The 16,214-nt window shown below is 64.9% G+C and carries 15 protein-coding genes; 5 read left to right on the top strand and 10 right to left on the bottom strand.

Annotation, left to right across the window (positions count from 1 at the left end; translation table 11 throughout):
* A partial coding sequence (locus tag C2U70_RS08305) for an NAD(P)/FAD-dependent oxidoreductase (RefSeq protein WP_140977516.1) occupies positions 1-1,243 on the top strand: 1,243 nt, incomplete at its 5' end.
* Between the two features lie 144 nt (positions 1,244-1,387).
* Here C2U70_RS08305 and C2U70_RS08300 read toward each other — a convergent pair.
* The 3 genes from C2U70_RS08300 to C2U70_RS08290 all read right to left on the bottom strand — a co-directional run bounded on the left by C2U70_RS08300 (position 1,388) and on the right by C2U70_RS08290 (position 3,747).
* The gene (locus tag C2U70_RS08300; RefSeq protein ID WP_140977515.1) at positions 1,388-1,603 is read right to left on the bottom strand and encodes a hypothetical protein; all 216 of its coding nucleotides are present in this window, start codon (positions 1,601-1,603) and stop codon (positions 1,388-1,390) included.
* 73 nt (positions 1,604-1,676) lie between these two features.
* On the bottom strand, positions 1,677-1,874 hold the full coding sequence (locus tag C2U70_RS08295; RefSeq protein WP_246666699.1) for a hypothetical protein: 198 nt from the start codon (positions 1,872-1,874) through the stop codon (positions 1,677-1,679).
* Between the two features lie 283 nt (positions 1,875-2,157).
* Positions 2,158-3,747 (bottom strand): gamma-glutamyltransferase, encoded by a 1,590-nt coding sequence (locus C2U70_RS08290; protein ID WP_140977514.1) that lies wholly within the window; start codon positions 3,745-3,747, stop codon positions 2,158-2,160.
* A gap of 109 nt (positions 3,748-3,856) precedes the next feature.
* On the opposite strand from C2U70_RS08290, the gene C2U70_RS08285 reads away from it, so the two are divergent.
* Entirely contained in the window at positions 3,857-4,630 is a 774-nt protein-coding gene (locus tag C2U70_RS08285) for an enoyl-CoA hydratase-related protein (protein ID WP_140977513.1), read from the top strand.
* A gap of 43 nt (positions 4,631-4,673) precedes the next feature.
* Here C2U70_RS08285 and C2U70_RS08280 read toward each other — a convergent pair whose 3' ends face one another.
* The 3 genes from C2U70_RS08280 to C2U70_RS08275 all read right to left on the bottom strand — a co-directional run bounded on the left by C2U70_RS08280 (position 4,674) and on the right by C2U70_RS08275 (position 6,018).
* On the bottom strand, positions 4,674-5,489 hold the full coding sequence (locus C2U70_RS08280) for an arylamine N-acetyltransferase family protein (protein ID WP_140977512.1): 816 nt from the start codon (positions 5,487-5,489) through the stop codon (positions 4,674-4,676).
* Between the two features lie 108 nt (positions 5,490-5,597).
* Positions 5,598-5,774, bottom strand: coding sequence for a hypothetical protein (locus C2U70_RS32900; protein WP_186294134.1), 177 nt, complete (start codon positions 5,772-5,774; stop codon positions 5,598-5,600).
* A 10-nt stretch (positions 5,775-5,784) separates the two neighbouring features.
* Positions 5,785-6,018: a DUF6894 family protein gene (locus C2U70_RS08275; protein ID WP_140977511.1), complete on the bottom strand. Its 234-nt coding sequence runs from the start codon at positions 6,016-6,018 to the stop codon at positions 5,785-5,787.
* Positions 6,019-6,316: 298 nt separating this feature from the next.
* Here C2U70_RS08275 and C2U70_RS08270 point away from each other — a divergent pair, with 298 nt between their 5' ends.
* From C2U70_RS08270 to C2U70_RS08260, 3 genes are all read left to right on the top strand, one after another.
* Positions 6,317-8,320 (top strand): PQQ-dependent sugar dehydrogenase, encoded by a 2,004-nt coding sequence (locus C2U70_RS08270; protein WP_246666698.1) that lies wholly within the window; start codon positions 6,317-6,319, stop codon positions 8,318-8,320.
* Positions 8,277-9,236 carry an SMP-30/gluconolactonase/LRE family protein gene (locus C2U70_RS08265; protein ID WP_140977510.1) on the top strand — a complete coding sequence of 320 codons (960 nt, stop codon included), beginning with the start codon at positions 8,277-8,279 and terminating at the stop codon, positions 9,234-9,236. Before C2U70_RS08270 ends, C2U70_RS08265 begins: the two co-directional genes overlap by 44 nt.
* 135 nt (positions 9,237-9,371) lie before the next feature.
* Positions 9,372-10,397, top strand: coding sequence for a histone deacetylase family protein (locus C2U70_RS08260; RefSeq protein WP_140977509.1), 1,026 nt, complete (start codon positions 9,372-9,374; stop codon positions 10,395-10,397).
* A 3-nt stretch (positions 10,398-10,400) separates the two neighbouring features.
* Here C2U70_RS08260 and C2U70_RS08255 read toward each other — a convergent pair whose 3' ends face one another.
* The 4 genes from C2U70_RS08255 to C2U70_RS08245 all read right to left on the bottom strand — a co-directional run.
* A complete protein-coding gene (locus C2U70_RS08255; protein WP_140977508.1) occupies positions 10,401-11,381 on the bottom strand; it encodes an LLM class flavin-dependent oxidoreductase in 981 nt (326 codons plus the stop codon).
* Positions 11,378-12,118: a 4'-phosphopantetheinyl transferase family protein gene (locus C2U70_RS08250; RefSeq protein WP_140977507.1), complete on the bottom strand. Its 741-nt coding sequence runs from the start codon at positions 12,116-12,118 to the stop codon at positions 11,378-11,380. The genes C2U70_RS08255 and C2U70_RS08250 overlap by 4 nt, the downstream gene beginning before the upstream one ends.
* 206 nt (positions 12,119-12,324) lie before the next feature.
* Positions 12,325-12,486, bottom strand: a complete 162-nt coding sequence (locus tag C2U70_RS32895) for a hypothetical protein (RefSeq protein ID WP_186294133.1) — start codon at positions 12,484-12,486, stop codon at positions 12,325-12,327.
* A gap of 124 nt (positions 12,487-12,610) precedes the next feature.
* The coding region (locus C2U70_RS08245) for a non-ribosomal peptide synthetase (protein WP_140977506.1) at positions 12,611-16,214 on the bottom strand (3,604 nt) is incomplete at its 5' end.

Here is a 16,214-nt window from a genome sequence, read left to right as displayed (position 1 = left end):
CGCCGTTGCGCCGGTGCCGACGCCGCCGCTCGATACGGACAAGAACGTCTCCATCGCCATCATCGGCGGCGGCTACACCGGGCTGTCCACCGCGCTGCATCTGGCGGAGCAGGGTGTCGAGGCGCTGGTGCTGGAAGCGCAGGAGCCGGGCTGGGGCGCCTCCGGCAACAATGGTGGCCACACCAATCCCGGCCTGAAGCATGACCCCGACCAGATCGAGGCCGATTTCGGCCCTGAGCTCGGTCGCCGTATGATCGAATTCTCCTACGGCACGACCAACTTCACCCACGATCTGATCCGTCGCTACCAGATCCCCTGCGAGGCGCGGCAGAACGGCACCTTGCGCGCCGCCTACAATGAGGCCAGCGCTGCCGGCATCGAGAAGACCGCAGAGCAATGCATTCGTCGCGGCATGCCGGTGACGTTGTTGAAGGGTGATCAGCTGCGGGAGGTGACCGGCACCGACCGCTATCTCTGCGCCATGCTCGACGCAAGGGGTGGCGATTTGCATCCCCTGAGCTACGCCCGCGGCCTCGCGCGCGCCGCGATCTCAGCCGGCGCAAAAGTCCATGGCGAGACGCCCGCGCTGTCCTTGCGTCGCGAAGGCAGCCGCTGGCGCATCGAAACGCCGCGTGCGGTCGTGCTTGCAGACAAGGTGCTGCTCGCGACCAACGGCTTTACCGACGATCTCTGGCCGGCGCTGCGCCGCACCATCGTGCCGGTGTTCTCCTCGATTGCCGCCACCGCGCCGCTGCCGGACGAAATCGTGCGCGCGATCATGCCGACGCGCTCGGTGCTGTATGAGAGCGGCCACATCACGGTCTATTACCGCATCGACCAGCAGAACCGCTTGCTGATGGGCGGCCGCGGCCCGATGCGCTGGATCGATTCGCCGTCGGACGTCGCCTATCTCATGCGCTATGCGGAGCGGCTGTGGCCGCAGCTCAAGGGCGTTAGCTGGACCCATGGCTGGAACAGCCGCCTCGCCATTACGAAGGATCATTATCCGCACGTGCACGAGCCCGCGGAAAACATTTTGATCTCGCTCGGCTGCAACGGCCGCGGCGTCGCGCTCTCGACCGCGATGGGCGCCCAGCTCGCCCGCCGCCTGATCGACGGCAGCAAGAAGGAGCTCGACATGCCCGTCACCGGCATCAAGCCGATCCCAATGCACGCCTTCTGGCCGGTCGGGGTGACCACGGCCGTGATCGCTGGCCGCGTACGCGACCGGCTGGGCATTTAGTCAGTTTTCGGCAAGCTTGCGGCAATTCCTGGGAGACTTTTATCGATCTGCAGTTGATGACGAATGGACTTGGTGCGGCAATCTGAACCTCCGCGCGGTTGCGGACATCGATAAGTCGGACATTCTGGAAGGCCGCCCAAAAGGTCAGAAAACATCCGGGTTCCGCAGGCGCGGAACGGAGAGATCGAATCTTGTCTTCAATTCCTTGATGATGTTGAGCGCATGGGCACGATAGCAGACATCGTCCTCTGACCCCGCCAGGCTGATGGTCCCCGTCCAACCATACGCATCGTCGAACACGAACAGGGTCATCCCCGCAGGCCAAGGGCCGTGAAGCGCCTTCGCCCTTTCGACGATCATGTCTTGAAGCTCGTAGGCCGTTCTAAAGGCTCTGGGGCGCACGGCTCATCCCATATGTTGGTGCGGCAGCTCGCTATCCGACCAACTGGTCAAACTCTTCCGGCGAGAGCAAAAGGCCGCGGGGCGTACATATTCTCACGTCCAGATAACCTTCCTGGATGAGCTCTCTCGCCTTCTTGAGGGCCGCCTCTGCCGTGTCGCGGCCGAGGTTCACGCTGCCGGACAAATCCCTCGCGCTGACCAGGTATTGCACATGCGTCGTCCTATCCATGCGAAACAGCCACAGCCGGGATGAAGCACGGGAGAGGGGAAGGCACCGCCGTGGTCGATACGATCCGGTCGACGAGATGGAACCGGGACATGGACGCTCTCAATCTACGGCGGGAGCGCTGATGACCCTCAGTCACCGGTCGATGCCATGAAGAGCACGGTGATATCTGACCCTACGCCTGCATGTCCCGGATAGCCAGCGTTAAAGGGCCGCGCGCCTCCACACCTCAGGAGCCCGCCTGCTCAGCACCCATAGTGCCGGTATGGTCTCCGTCGGTCTCGTTTCAGGACTCCGCCACCGCTTCGGCCCAGGGTTGGAAGATCTCGACCGCGCCAAAATTGATGTCGCCTTCGCGCATCACAACGCTCGGGCAGGCGAACTTCATCGGCAGGGTTTGCACCTGCGCTTCCTCATAGTCGAACCGCGCGGCGAGGACTTTGCGTGCTTCCGCGGGCAGTCTGATATCGCCGATCACGACGGCGCCCTCGCTGGCGTCGATGCGCGGCTGATGGATTGCCGTGTCGAGGTCCAAGCCAAAGTCCATCGCAAAGGATGCGAGCTGCATCACCGCCGGCAAGATGCGCCGGCCGCCGGAGGCGCCGATGGCAAGCCGCCTGCCGTCAGCGGTCTCGGCGATGACGGGCGTATAATTGCAGAGGCAGCGCTTGCCCGGCGCCAACGAGTTGGTCGAGCCCGGCGTCGGGTCGAACCACATGATGCCGTTGTTCATGGGGATGCCGGAATGCGGCGTCACGTATTTCGAGCCGAAGGTGGAGAGCAGGGTCTGCGTCACCGCCGCCATGTTGCCGTCGCGATCGACCACGGAGAAATGCGTGGTGCAGCTCGGGGCAAGATGTTCGGCGCCAAGCGAACGCTTGCCGTCGGCATCGCCCATGTCGTTGAGCCGTTCGCGGTAGGCCGATTGCAGCGCGTTGGCATATTCCACATACGCGGCCGCATCGGGCGCGCTGCCGGGTTTGAGGTTGTTCTGCAACAGGCGCAGCGCATGCGCCATGGTCGGGCCGGCCGTCAATTCCGGCGTCGCAAACACCTTGCCGTTGCGATAGGGGATCGCGAGCGGATCGCGCAGATGCGCACGAAACGCGGCGAGATCCTCGACCGACAGCGAGCCGCCATCGGCCCTGACGTCGGATGCGATGCTGCGGGCGAGATCGCCCTGGTAGAAGTCGCGCGGACCGGCTGTGGCGAGATGCGCCAGCGTCGCCTGCAATCGCGGCTGCGGCAGCCGCATCTCCGCCTTGACGCCCCAGGGCGCATTCGGCGGCAGGCCGTCGCGCAGGAAGGTTTCTGCGCTTGCGGGATAACGTCGCAAATCGGCGGCCGTGCTGGCGATCATCAGCGTCGTCCACCAGTCCACCAGCAAGCCTTCGCCGGCGATCTTCGCAGCCGGCGAAACCAGGTCCTTCCACGGCAGCTTTGCGTGGCGGCGATGCGCTTCTTCCATACCCGCGACCACACCGGGCACCGCGATCGAGCCCGGTCCATGCAGATTGCGATCGTCCTTCACCCGCGCCCAGGGGAACAGATCGGAGGCGGCGCCCTGGCCGGTCACCGGATAATCCTCGATGCGCAGGCTTTGCGGCGCGCACATGCCGTAATCGATCACCTCGGTGCGATTGTCCTTGGCGCGATAGAGCACCATCGCACCGCCGCCGCCCATGCCGCTCATCCACGGCTCCAGCACGTTGAGCGCAAAGGTCGTCGCGATCACGGCATCGATGCAATCGCCGCCCGCCGCCAGCACCTCGGCTCCGACCTCAGCCGCCCTTCGCGACTGCGAAGCGACGATGCCGCCCTTCGAGCGGCGGGCGGGTTTGCAGATGCTTTGGGCGAGGCTGAACTGGTGGGGCATGCGGTCTTCAAGCCATTCTTATTGCGCTAAATGGAATTGCGTCGCGTTGGCGAAGCCCGCAGAGAATGGCACATTGGCTCGAACGAGAACAACCATTCGGGAGAGCAACATGGCTGGTGTGAAACAGGCGCGGGATGGAGCGGTCGGCATCCTCACGTTGAACGAGCCCGACAGCCTCAACGCGATGACGCCGGATCTGCTCGGCGCGCTCGCCAAGGCGATCGCCGAGATGACGGCGGATGAGAGCATTCGCGCGCTGGTGCTGACCGGCGAGGGACGCGGCTTCTGTTCCGGCCAGAACCTCAAGGCATCCGCAGCACTCGGCGAGGACATCGCCGCCGGCGTGATGCGCTTCTACTGGCCGGCCTTCAAGGCCCTGCGCGAATGCCGCGTGCCTGTCGTGGTCGCCGTCAACGGCGTTGCGGCCGGCGGCGGCTTTAGCCTCGCCATGGCCGGCGACATGATCGTCGCGGCGCGGTCGGCAAACTTCATCCAGGTGTTCAGCCGCATCGGCCTCGTGCCCGATCTCGGCTCGACCTGGCTGTTGCCGCGGCTGATCGGGCGGCAGCGCGCGCTGGAGCTGATGCTGTTCAATGAGCCGCTTCCGGCCGAGCGCGCCCACGAAATCGGCCTGGTGCGGCAGGTCGTCGACGATGCGAATCTGATGGAGGAGGCACTCAAGCTCGCACAGCGGTTGGCGCTGGGACCGACGCGTGCGCTGGTGGCCACCCGTGCGCTGATCGAGCAGAGTGAGCACAGCGGCTACGAGCAGCAGTTCCGCCGCGAGATCGAAACCCAGGCCGTCATCCGCAAGAGCGCCGACGCAATCGAAGGCCGCAACGCCTTTGTCGAGAAGCGCAAGGCGAAGTTTTCGGGGCGGTGATGCTCTTCCTTCGCCTCTCCCCGAATGCGGGCGAGAGAGATCGCTAGCCCTTGATCCTTGCGAAAACATCCTCGATTGCGACGGGTGCTTCCACGTTGAAAACCTCGCGGAGCACCTGACGTAACTCGTCGGCGCTGTCGATGGAGCGCTCGCTTCGCACATGGCCTTCGCGCGCCTCGATCGTGAGCCTGCGGTTCACCAGCCTGTAGCGCCGATCGGCATCGACGCGCTCAAGGATCAGCGTTGTCGTGAACGGGGTGTTGGAGCTCGTCGACGTCAGGTAGTTGCCGAGTTCATAGTCGGACTGGATCTGGGGCGCGAGGTCGAAGACATACATGGTGCGCCAGCCGGCGGGCTGTTTGGCATGGAGCCAGAACCGGCCATCCCGGTCCTCGAAGCGGAAGGTGCCCATCGCGGTCGACTGCTCGATATCGGTCTCGAGCCGGAGCGGCGCATCGAGCAGGCACGCGCCAAAGCCGACATCGGCAATGTAGGGGCCTTCGACAAGATCGACCTTGAGCAGCATGTGGGTCTTCGGCCCGAGTGGGCTTTCAGGTGGCGCCATCCATCGCACCCGGCCGGCAAGGCCGGTCACCGCAAAGCCGACCTTCTCGAGCGCAGCCCTGAACAGCGCATTCTGCTCGAAGCAGTAGCCGCCGCGCCTGCTGTCGACGAGTTTTGCCTGCACCGACGGCAGGTCGAGCGGCACCGGCCGTCCGAGTAGCGGATTCATGCCTTCGAACGGAATTGCGGTGGTATGGGCGCCGTGCAAGGCGGCGAGCGTCGCCAGGTCCGGCTTCAGCGCGCCGCGATAACCGATCCGGGCCAGATAATCGTCCAGCCGGAATTCGTTTGACATGCCTTGCTCCCTGCGGCCTGCCGGCCGGCAAGGTGGAGGCCGCCCGTCCCCGAAGGGGTTAGCCTTTCGAGGACGCCGGGAGAAGACAAAGTTGACGGAGCTGATGGGCTAAAGTGCGCCGGTCTGGCGATTATGCTTGGCGTGCCACTTCGGGCCTGGGCCGCGCATATAGTAGAGCTCGGGCCGATAGGGATCGCCGGCAACCTTGATCAAGGTGTGCCACTTGGCCACGATGACGTCGAGGTGCTGGCGGAGCAGCGAGAGTGACGGTTGAGATACCTGCATGGCCGGCTCCTCAGTGAGGCTTGCCGAGCATCGACGTGAAGGGGAGGTCAAAAATCTCCTCGCCGTCGTCGTCGCTGACATGCAGCACCCAATCGCGCCAGTCTTCGGCGCCGGGCGTCCGGATCATCGACTGCATGATCTGAGCTGCACGGTCGCGCGCCTCGGTGAGGTTCGATACGGCTGCGCCGTAACGATCGATCAACATGCCTTCAGTATTGGAACAGTGGAAAAACACTTGGACCATATCCGCCTCCTGTAGAGAGCGATTCGGGCACACCGAATCGATACCACCCGGAAGCGTCGAAAAACATTCGGGCCAACCCGGTAAGGGAATCTACGGAAGTTCCGTCGGGTGGTTGCGAAACGCGGTTCTATCACAGGCAAGTGAGTCGTCGCTGGACGGAGTTCCCGTGACGTGGAACTGTTGGTTTTGCAGGGATATTTGGAGGACCGTCGTGAATCGTCCGCTACGCTTCTGTGATCCAGGTCTCAGTGTTCGCTTCGGCCGGCATTTTCTTGCATTCTTGCTGGTCGTAACGACTTTGAATCTGGCATCGCCGGCGGCGTCGCAAACGATCCACAAGAGCGACTACGCGATCGGCACCGAGACCTGCGGCGGCGGCGATCTCGCCTTCCCCCGACTCAAGATCGACATGAAGCAGGGATTTTGCGCGGGCCTCGTCGCGAGCGAGGAGGATCATCTGAAATTTCCGCGCTCGATCGTCCAGGTCCCCGGCCGCGAGCTGTTCGTGGTCGCCGACATGATCGGCTGGGGCCACATGGACGGCAAGCTTCTGCTGCTCGATCCGCGCGCGGCCGCAGGTAGTCGCTTCAAGGAGCTGTTGACCGGCCTCGAATATCCGTTCGGCCTCGCGATCGGTCCGGACAAGAAGCTCTACGCGTCATCAGCGGATACGATCTTCCGGTTCGATCCGCTCGCCGACAATCCGCGCGGCACGGTCGAGACTATCGTCCGCCGCTTGCCCGGCGTCCGCATCACGCTGCCGGATGGCACAAAACTCCAGGAGAGTGCCCATCCGATGAAGCAGTTCATCTTCGACAGGAGCGGCCGCCTGTTCGTCAATGTCGGCTCGCACAGCGATGATTGCATCACGCCGGCGCCGATCACAAAACCCTGTGCCGCGGCCGAAGGCGCCTCAGCGCTCGCGTCGATCTGGCTGTTCACGCCGCCCGCCAGCGGCATCTTCCCGGCCCTCAAGCCGAACGATCCCAACCCGCCGCACGAGGTCTACGCGCGCGGCCTGCGCAACTCGATGGCGCTCGCGTTGCATCCGCAATTTCCTGATCCCGGCTACGCGTTCCTGCAAGGCGAGAACGGCCGTGATCTCCCTGACATCTTCAAACCGAATGAGGAGATCAACGCGATCGAGCCGGGCAAGCACTATGGCTGGCCCTATTGCTATGATTTGGCGACGCCGAGCCCCGAATTCCGCATCGTGCTGCAATCCGGCGTCTACAAGAATCTCTGCACCGCCAACCCGCTCTACAAGCAGCCGTTCTCGCTGTTGCCGCCGCACGGCGCGCCGCTCGGGATGTTCTACTATCACGGCGCCAAATTCCCCGAGCTCGAGGGCAAGCTGCTGGTTGGCCTGCACGGCTACCGCCCGACCGGCAGCCGGCTCCTGATCTACGACGTCGACGAGCGCGGCTTTCCCAAACCGAGCCCGCCGCCGGTGCGCTATCACGTCAGTTGCGATGCGCAGCCCTCGCGCAGTTTTCAGACCGACGCCGGCGAGGTCGCGGCCGCGCCGTTCGACGAGCTGATCGCCGGCTGGCACCGCGTCAACGGCGCGCGCCCGCAGGGCGCGCCGGTCGGCATGACCGTTGCGGAGGACGGCGCGATCTGGCTTGTCGAAGATAAGAACAAGACGGTGATCCGGATCGATCGCGCCGCCGGCGATCCGCCCCCGCCGCTGCCCTGCGACACGCGCAGCCCCGCGCTGATCGATCAGCTCGCAAGCTTCGTTGCCAGGGACGCGCAGAACCGCGACCGGCTGACCAGCATCCGCAAGGGCATCGTTGAAAAGCACTGCATGGGTTGCCATGCGGATTTCGGCCTGAAGCCGGGCCAGTCCGACACTGAGAAGGACCAGGCCGCACTCCGCTTCATGCTGGCGCAGGACGGCTGGGTCTATCCTGGCGATCCCGAGTCCGGACGGCTGCGCACGCGCCTGCGCGGCTTGGGGGCAGAGAAGCTGATGCCGCCCGGCGGCGAAACCCTGCCGAAGACCGAGCCCGGTTACGCCCATCTTCTCGACGTCGCGGATACGCTCATCGCAAAAATGGTTCCGGGAACGCGGATGCGCATCAAGCCCGGGCCGCCCGATCGCGACTTCTTCTCCCGAACCAGCAGGAAATGCGGCGAAATCCCGGCGAATAAGGTCGTTGTCGTGACACAAAGGAGCGCTGTAGACAGGCCCGGCTTCAGCCGTTTCTTCCGGCCGGCCGACCCTTTCCTCAACGGCGATTGCACCGACGACGATGGCTATTTCATCCGGCAGGAATTTTTGGTGCCTGTGCAGTAGCGTCCTTCTCGCGATCGCGGCGTCACCGCTGGTGATTGCCGCGCCCTCGGCGCAGGCCGAAAAGCTGTTCGAGAGCGCACAGGTGACGCCATCGGGCGAATACACCTTTGGCATCGAGGGTCCCGCGGCCGATCTCGCCGGCAATCTCTACGTCGTCAATTTCAGCAGGCCCGGCACGATCGGCCGCTTGCCCGCGGCGGGGGCTGCGTCCGAACTGTTTATCGTTCTTCCCGAGGGCAGCATTGGCAACGCCATCCGCTTCGATCGCGAAGGCACCATGTTCGTTGCCGACTACAAGAAGCACAACATCCTCGCGATCGGGCGCGACGGCGTTGAACCGATGGTCTGGTTTCACTCCGACCAGATGAACCAGCCGAACGACATCACCATTGCCCGCGACGGCACCATCTATGCGAGCGACCCGAACTGGAAGGGGCGGGAAGGGCACATCTGGCGCATTGCGAAAGCGGCCGACGGTTCAGTTCAGGGTGAGGTCATGGCCGCGCCGCGCGCCATGGGCACCACCAACGGCATCGACCTCAGCCCCGACGGCAAGACGCTCTATGTCGGCGAATCCTCGAGCGGCCAAGTCTGGTCCTACGCCATCCGCGGCAACGAACTCGCGGATGCAAAGCTCGTCAAGAGCTTTGAGCCCAACACCATCGACGGCCTGCGCACTGATGTCGCCGGAAGACTCTTCGTCGCGCGCATCCTCAAAGGCACGATTGCGATCCTGAAGCCGAACGGCATGGTCGAGCGGGAGATTCCGCTGAAAGCCAAGGAGCCGACCAACCTCGCCTTCGGCGGTAAGGACGGCAAGACCGTCTTCGTCACGCAGCGCCAGGGGGGCTTCATCGAATCCTTCCGCACCGATCAGGAAGGCCGCGAGCATTGCCTCCAGCGCGGGCGCTGCTGAGCGACGCTGCCCGCGCAGGGCAGGCGCGCAAGGCGCGGCATTCTTCTTGCTTGCATCGGGACCTCGCGAGGATCAAGACATTGGCTTGTCTTTGGGCCGGTCCTTGCCAGGTTTTGATCAGGTTGGAGTCTTCGCGTGAAAGCCGTCTACACTGAACTGCACCGCAGCCACGATCCGCAATTCTTCCTGGTGCGCGGCGTCGTCAGGCGCACCACCGAGCAGCCCGAGCGTGCCGACCGGCTGCTGTCGGGGCTGAAGGCGGGCAAGCACCAACTGGTCGAGCCGACCAAATTCGGCCAGGGGCCGCGGGCGCGCATCCATAGCCCGGAATATCTCGCCTTCCTCGCTGAGGCCTGGGACGCCTGGACCGCGCTCGGCGATTCCGGACCGGAGATGATCGGCAACATCCATCCTGTCCGTCACGCAGGCACCTATCCGACCCACATCGTCGGCAAGCTCGGCTGGCACACCGCCGACACCGCGGCCCCGATCGGCCCGGGCACCTTTGCCGCGGCGTGCGCTGCGACCGATGTCGCCACCACGGCGGCGCAGCTCGTCATGGACGGCGAGAGCGCCGTCTATGCGCTGTGCCGTCCGCCCGGCCATCACGCCTATCGTGATATGGCCGGTGGCTTTTGCTTCCTCAACAACAGCGCGATCGCGGCCGCGCATCTGCGCACCAGGCACGAGCGCGTCGCGATCCTCGACGTCGACGTCCATCACGGCAACGGCACGCAGGGCATCTTCTACGAACGCGCCGACGTCTTCACCGTGTCGATCCACGCCGACCCCGTCGCCTATTATCCCTATGTGTGGGGCTACGCCCATGAGCGCGGCACGGGTCCCGGCTTAGGGGCCAATCTCAACATCCCCCTGCCGATCGGCACCGGTGATGACGGCTACATGGTCGCGATGGATATGGCGAAGAAGGCGATCGACGCCTTCGCGCCGACCGCACTCGTCATCGCTCTCGGCCTTGATGCCTCCGAGCACGATCCGCTGAAGGGACTTTCGGTCACCACATCAGGCTTCCGCCGCATCGGCCAGGCGCTCGCGCGCTTCGGTCTTCCGACCGTGCTGGTGCAGGAAGGCGGCTATCTCTCTGAGATTCTCGGGCAGAACCTGACGTCGGTGCTGGCAGGATTCGAAGAGGCGCGCTGACTCCTAGAACATCCCGCTGGCCGCAAGCGCCTTGCAGACGTGCTGCATCTCGGCCTCATCAGACACCATGTCGAGCATGACCGTGGTCAGGCCTTTTGCGGCAAAGGCCTTCAGCTTCGCGCCGATCTCGGCGTAACTGCCGACGAGATAGGGGCAGTCGGCCTGGAAGGTCAGGAAGGGCAGCAGCCAATAGCCGTTGTCGTGGAGGTCTGCGGTCTGGCCCTCATAGAGTTTTCGTTTCCAGACCGAGTCGGTGTTCTCCATCGTCAGCGTCAGGAGTTCGCGACTATCGGAGTCGTCGCGGAAACGCTGCATCGCTGCACGCCGGGCTTCGTCGCGTTTCTCGCGCGCGAAGATACCGAAATTCATGCCCGGTGCGTTGAGGCCGTTTTCCAGATCGGGCGGCAGCATCTGCATCTTGATGCAGCCGGTCTCCCCGGCGATCCGCTGCGCCGCCTCCGATTGGCCGGCGATCAGGAATTCCGGCATCAGCCCTGGCGTCAGCCGTGGCCTGAGCTGGAGATTGGCCGCCCTGTAGAACTTGCCCGCGAAATTCACCGGCCGCGGGCTCGCCAGCAATTGCCGCATCAGCGCGACGAACTCGCCGAGCCTGACATAGCGATCGCCATGGGACTGGTCGTCGCCGAGGCCCTGCAGGTCGCTCACGGCCGTACCCGTGATCATGTTGAGATAGACTTTTCGGCCGTAGAGCTGTGCGAAGGATGAGACGAACTTCGCCGCCGTGAACGGATGCATGTAGACGGGATTGACGGCGATCAGCGGTGAGCTTCGCTCTGTCTGCGCCATGATGTGCTGGGCCATCGCCCAGGGCTCGACGAGTACGTCGTTGCCTTCGAACAGCAGAATGCCCTCGAAGCCGTTGCGGTCGGCGAAGCCTGCGACGCGCATCAGCTCCGCGACATATTTCGAAGGATCGCGGTTGCGCGAGATCGCGGGAAATATCCGGAGCCGTGGTTGCGTCATCCCGACACTCCCGGTCGTGGAGGACGAGGCGAGTACATCCTGATTGCAAGGCCGCCGGCGACGCCCGAGCCGTCGGCAACCGCAAGGCGGTGGACCGGCGACGGCGAACTCTGGGTGAATCGCCACTTTCCGGGATCGTCGTCGATCTCGGGATCGAAATGGATTTCGACGCCATCGGGGGCAAGCCGCATCGAGAATCGGTCGAGCGGAAGACGATGCAGGCCGACGCCCCGCGCCTTCAGATAGGCCTCCTTCAACGTCCAGTAATCGAAGAAGCGCCTGACGAATGCGTCCGGCGCGAGATCCCTCAGGGACTCAAGCTCGTCCGGCGAAAACACGCCCTCGGCGGTCTCCATCCGCGCGCGGCGCGGCGATATCTGCTCAGCGTCGACGCCGACGGTCTCGTGACCTGAGACGACGCAGGCGACGCAGCCCTCGGTGTGGGTCAGGTTGAAATATAGCGGCGTGGGCCGCGGGGGTCCTGCGACATGGGGGCGGCCATGCGGCCCGGTCGCAAACGACCAATCGGACGGTGCGACACCAGGCGCGGCCTCTGACAGCGCCAGCCGCAGCATCCCATGCGCGTAGATGAATTCGCGCCGGTGCCGCTCGAACACAAACCGGTCGGCGCGCTGCCGTTCCTCGGCCGACAGCAAGGCACAGCAGGCCGCGCGGGCCTCGTCGGTATCGACGGCGTCGATCAGCCAGACATGGAGGTCGATCGTATCGGCGGTCATCGGTCGTACCCGCGGCGTAGGATACGAGACGATGTGCCCCGTCGCGCCAAAACATTCAACCGGGCGGATCGCTGCCGCGACCGACCCGGTTAGTTTCCTGCAAACACTCCACTCGACTCTCGCATGGGTTCGTTGCGGACCCACGCGAGAGACACGAGCGGTCATCGTGCGAAAGATATTGCTTCGAAGAAGCTCGGCCGGGCCGACTAGCCCTTGCCCTTCTTCGCCTTCTTCGGCTTCAGCACCGCGAGGCTGGCGTCGACGTCCTTCAGCGCGGATTGCAGCTTCTTCTTCTCGGCGGCAAGCAATTTTTGCAGCGCCTTCTTGTCCTTTTCGTTCAGCCCTTTGGCAAATTTGACGAAACCCATAAGAATTCCCCCGGTTTGAAATGAAATATGCGGTTGCAAGTCTAGCGCGCGAACAATGTTGCGCGCGTTGCGTCAAATATCAAGCTGTAACTTGACAAGTCACAGCTTTGGCGAGTGAAGCCGTCTACGCGGCCTTGTGCTTGAGCAGGCGCGCGAGCGGGACGTCGGGTTGCGCGGTGCCGGCAGCCAGCAGCGCGCCGAACTCGTCCATCCATGCGCCGATGGTTCCGCCGCCCAGGAGATCGCGCTTGTAATTGCACGAGCCGGTGATTTCGGTCGGTCGTTCCTTCAGCATCAGCGACAGCCAGGTCTGGTCGACCGGCAGCACCGGCTGCCCCTCGCGGGCGACATTGCCGAAGGAGCGCACCGCAATATCGGGCAGGTCGATCGGCCTGCGCAGCGGATTTTGCAGCGTGAAGTAGACCTGGGTCAGCGCCGCCGGATCGATGCCGGCCTCCTGCAGTCGTTCGGCCAGGATTTCGAACGGTAGCTCCTGCCGCGCATGGGCCTCTAGCACGCTCTCGCGCGTCAGCGCGAAGGCTTGCGCAAAGGACAACTCCGGCTCGATCCGGGTGCGGACGATCACCGTGTTCTCGAACGGACCGATCACGCGATCAGTGTCGGGCTGGGTGCGATTGGCCATGGCTGTCGCGATGCAGATGTCGGTGCGTCCGGTCCGCAACGCGAGCAACGCCTTCAGGGCGGTCATCAGACCCATGAACAGCGTGCCGTTCCGGCTGCCGGCGAAGGCGCTGATCCCTGCGATCAGCTCGCCGGTCAGCCGCAGCGGGTGGGAGCCGGTCGGCGGACCCGCCGCGATCGCTTCGTCCTTCTGGTCGAAGACCGGCGCTGCGGTGCGCAGGCTGTCGGTCCATTCGTCGGCCTGCCGCTTCGCGGCGTCGGTGCCGCACCACCAGCGCTCCCAGCGGGCGACGTCGGCAAAGGACAGCGGCACTTTCTGCAGCGGCTCCGCCGGCCGGCCGACCAGCGCGGCGTATCGCCTTGAGATCTCGTCGAAGAGGATGCCGAGCGACCAGCCGTCGGCGATGGCGTGATGGATCGTCAGCAGCAGCACGTGATCGTCGGCCTGCATCCGCAATAGGCGGGCGCGCAGCAGCGGTGCGCGGCTGGTGTCGATCGGCTCCCAGGCGTCCTGCTCGGCCAAAAGCTTGATCTTCTTCAGTTGCAGCGCCTTGAGCCGCTTGTCGGTCGTGCGTCGGCCGCCTCCGATCGGCTCGACGGTCAGGAGCTCGCCGATCTTGCCGGGGGTGGGCGGCCGCAGCGTCGGTGTGTCGCCGCTGCAATCGAAGGCGCTGCGCAGGCAATCGTGGCGGGCAACGACGTCGTCGAGCGCACGCCGGAGCGCTGCGACATCGAGCGGTCCCTGCAGGCGGAGGGTGAAGGGCAGGTTGAACAGCGGCAGGCCGGGCAGGTCGCGCTCCATCGTCACCATCTCGGCCTGCGCGATCGACAGCGGCGGCGGACCGCGCTGGGCGAGGCGCGGGATTTCGGCCAGCGGCTTTTGCATTTGGGTGGCCAGGGCTTCGTCGACCCGCCGCGCCAGTTCCTCGACCGTCGGCGCCTCGAAGATCGTCTTGATCGGCAGGGAGACGCCGAGCGCCCGCGCCACGCGGGCCATGGCCTGGCCCGCCAGCAGCGAATGGCCGCCGAGATCGAAGAAGTTTTCGGTGACGCCGAGGCGGTCGACCTTCAACAGGTCGATCCAGATGTCGGACAGCACCTTTTCGGTGAAGCGGCGCGCCGGCACCGCGGCCTCGGTTGCCGCCGCTTCCATCGGCGTCGGCGCGAGCAGCGCGGCGCGGTCGATCTTGCCATGGGCGTTCAGCGGAACGTCGTTTAGGAACAGGAAGGCCGAGGGAATGGCATGGCCCGGCAGTCGCGCTTTCAGCGCGTCGCGCAGTGCGCTGGCGCTGATCTGGCTGCCGGCCTTGGCCACGATGTGGGCGATCAGCTTGACGTCGCCATTGCCGTCGCGGCGTGGCTCGACGATGCCGGCCCGCACGTCGGAATGATCGGCGAGCGCGTGTTCGATCTCCTTGATCTCGATGCGATAGCCGCGGACCTTGACCTGATGATCGATGCGGCCGAGGCATTCGATGGTGCCGTCCGCCAGCTTGCGTACGAGATCGCCGGTGCGGTACAGCCGTGCGCCGTCGCGGCGGGCAAAGGGATCGGGCAGAAAGCGCTGCCGCGTCTGCGCGGGATCGTTGATATAGCCGCGGCCGACGCCGGCGCCGCCGATGCAGAGCTCGCCGACCACGCCGATCGGTTGCGGCTGCAGATGCCCGTCGAGCACGTAGAGCTGCGTGTTGGGCAGCGGCGCGCCGACCGGCACGGTGGTCGTGGCTGATGGCGCCGATGTCAGGCGATGCAGCGAGACGTCATCCGAGCATTCCGAGGCGCCATAGGCATTGATCAGCGGCACTTTTGGACAGTGCCGGAACCAGGCGCGGCAGAGATCGACGCTGAGCGGCTCGCCGGTCGAGATCAGCAGCCGCAGTTTTGCGAAGGCGCGTCGGATCGGCACCTCGCTCATCCGTTCCAGCACCACACGCAGCAGCGAGGGCACGATCTCGAGAATTGTGATGCCCTCGCGTTCGATCTCCGCGGCAAGCAGCAGCGGATCCTGCACGATCTCGTTGGCGCAGACATGGACGCGCGCGCCGACCATTGGGCCGGCAAGGAATTGCCAGACCGAGATGACAAAGCTTTGCGGCGCGCTTTGAGCAATGACGTCCTTGGCTGACAGACCGAGCTCGGCAATCAGCGATGCCAGATGATTGGACAGCCCGCGCTGCTCGATCATCACGCCCTTCGGCATCCCCGACGAGCCCGACGTATAGATGACATAGGCAAGGCTCGATGGCGCACGCCGTGCCGGCCTGATCGTCTTGCCTGTTTTGCCAGCGACAAGCTCGTCGAGCGTTGCCACGTCGATACGCGCCGCCAGCGGCGCAAGGAGATCGTCAAGCAGGGCGGACCGGGCGCGTGAGGCCAGCAGCACGCGCGCGCAGCTCGAGCCGAGCATGGACGCGAGCCGCGCCGGCGGCTGGTCGGGATCGAGGTTGACGAAGGCAGCCCCAACCTGTTGCACGGCGATGACCGCCGCGAGCAGGTCCGGACCGCGATCGGCCAGCAGCGCCACGACTGTTTCGGCCCCGACCCCTTCTTGCGCCAGCCACCTTGCTATCGACTGGCTGCGCCGCGAGAGCTCGCGATAGGTCACTGGTACGCCCGCGCCGGACATCGCCACTGCGTCCGGCGTCAGCTTTGTCTGCCGCTCGAAGCGGCCGGCAAAATTGCCGCGCCGGGTGAAGTCGGCGACGGTGCCGCTGCCTTCACTGCGAAGCTGGCGCTGTTCGCCAGGCGAAAGCAGCGGCAGATGCGAGATGCGCTGCTCGGGATCTGATATCGCACCCTTGATCAGCGTCTCGAGCTGCGCCGCCATCCGCGCCATCGTCGCCGCGTCGAACAGGTCGGTGGAGTATTCGAAGAAGCCCGAGAAGCGGCCGTCGGCTTCGACCAGTTCCAGCGTGATGTCGAAACGCGCGACCTCCGGGTCGATCTCCAGCCGTCGCGTCGACAGCCCCGGAAAGCGCGCGGCCTCGATCGAGGCGTTCTGCAGGATGAACATCACCTGGAACAGCGGATTGCCGTCGCGGCTGCGCGAGATCTGCAGCGCCCGCAGCACCTCCTCGATCGGCAGG

The organism is Bradyrhizobium guangdongense, assembly GCF_006483445.1.
GTDB classification, from domain to species: domain Bacteria; phylum Pseudomonadota; class Alphaproteobacteria; order Rhizobiales; family Xanthobacteraceae; genus Bradyrhizobium; species Bradyrhizobium guangdongense_A.
The sequence above is the reverse complement of the archived record's forward strand: the minus strand, read 5'-3'. Positions and strand labels throughout refer to the sequence as shown.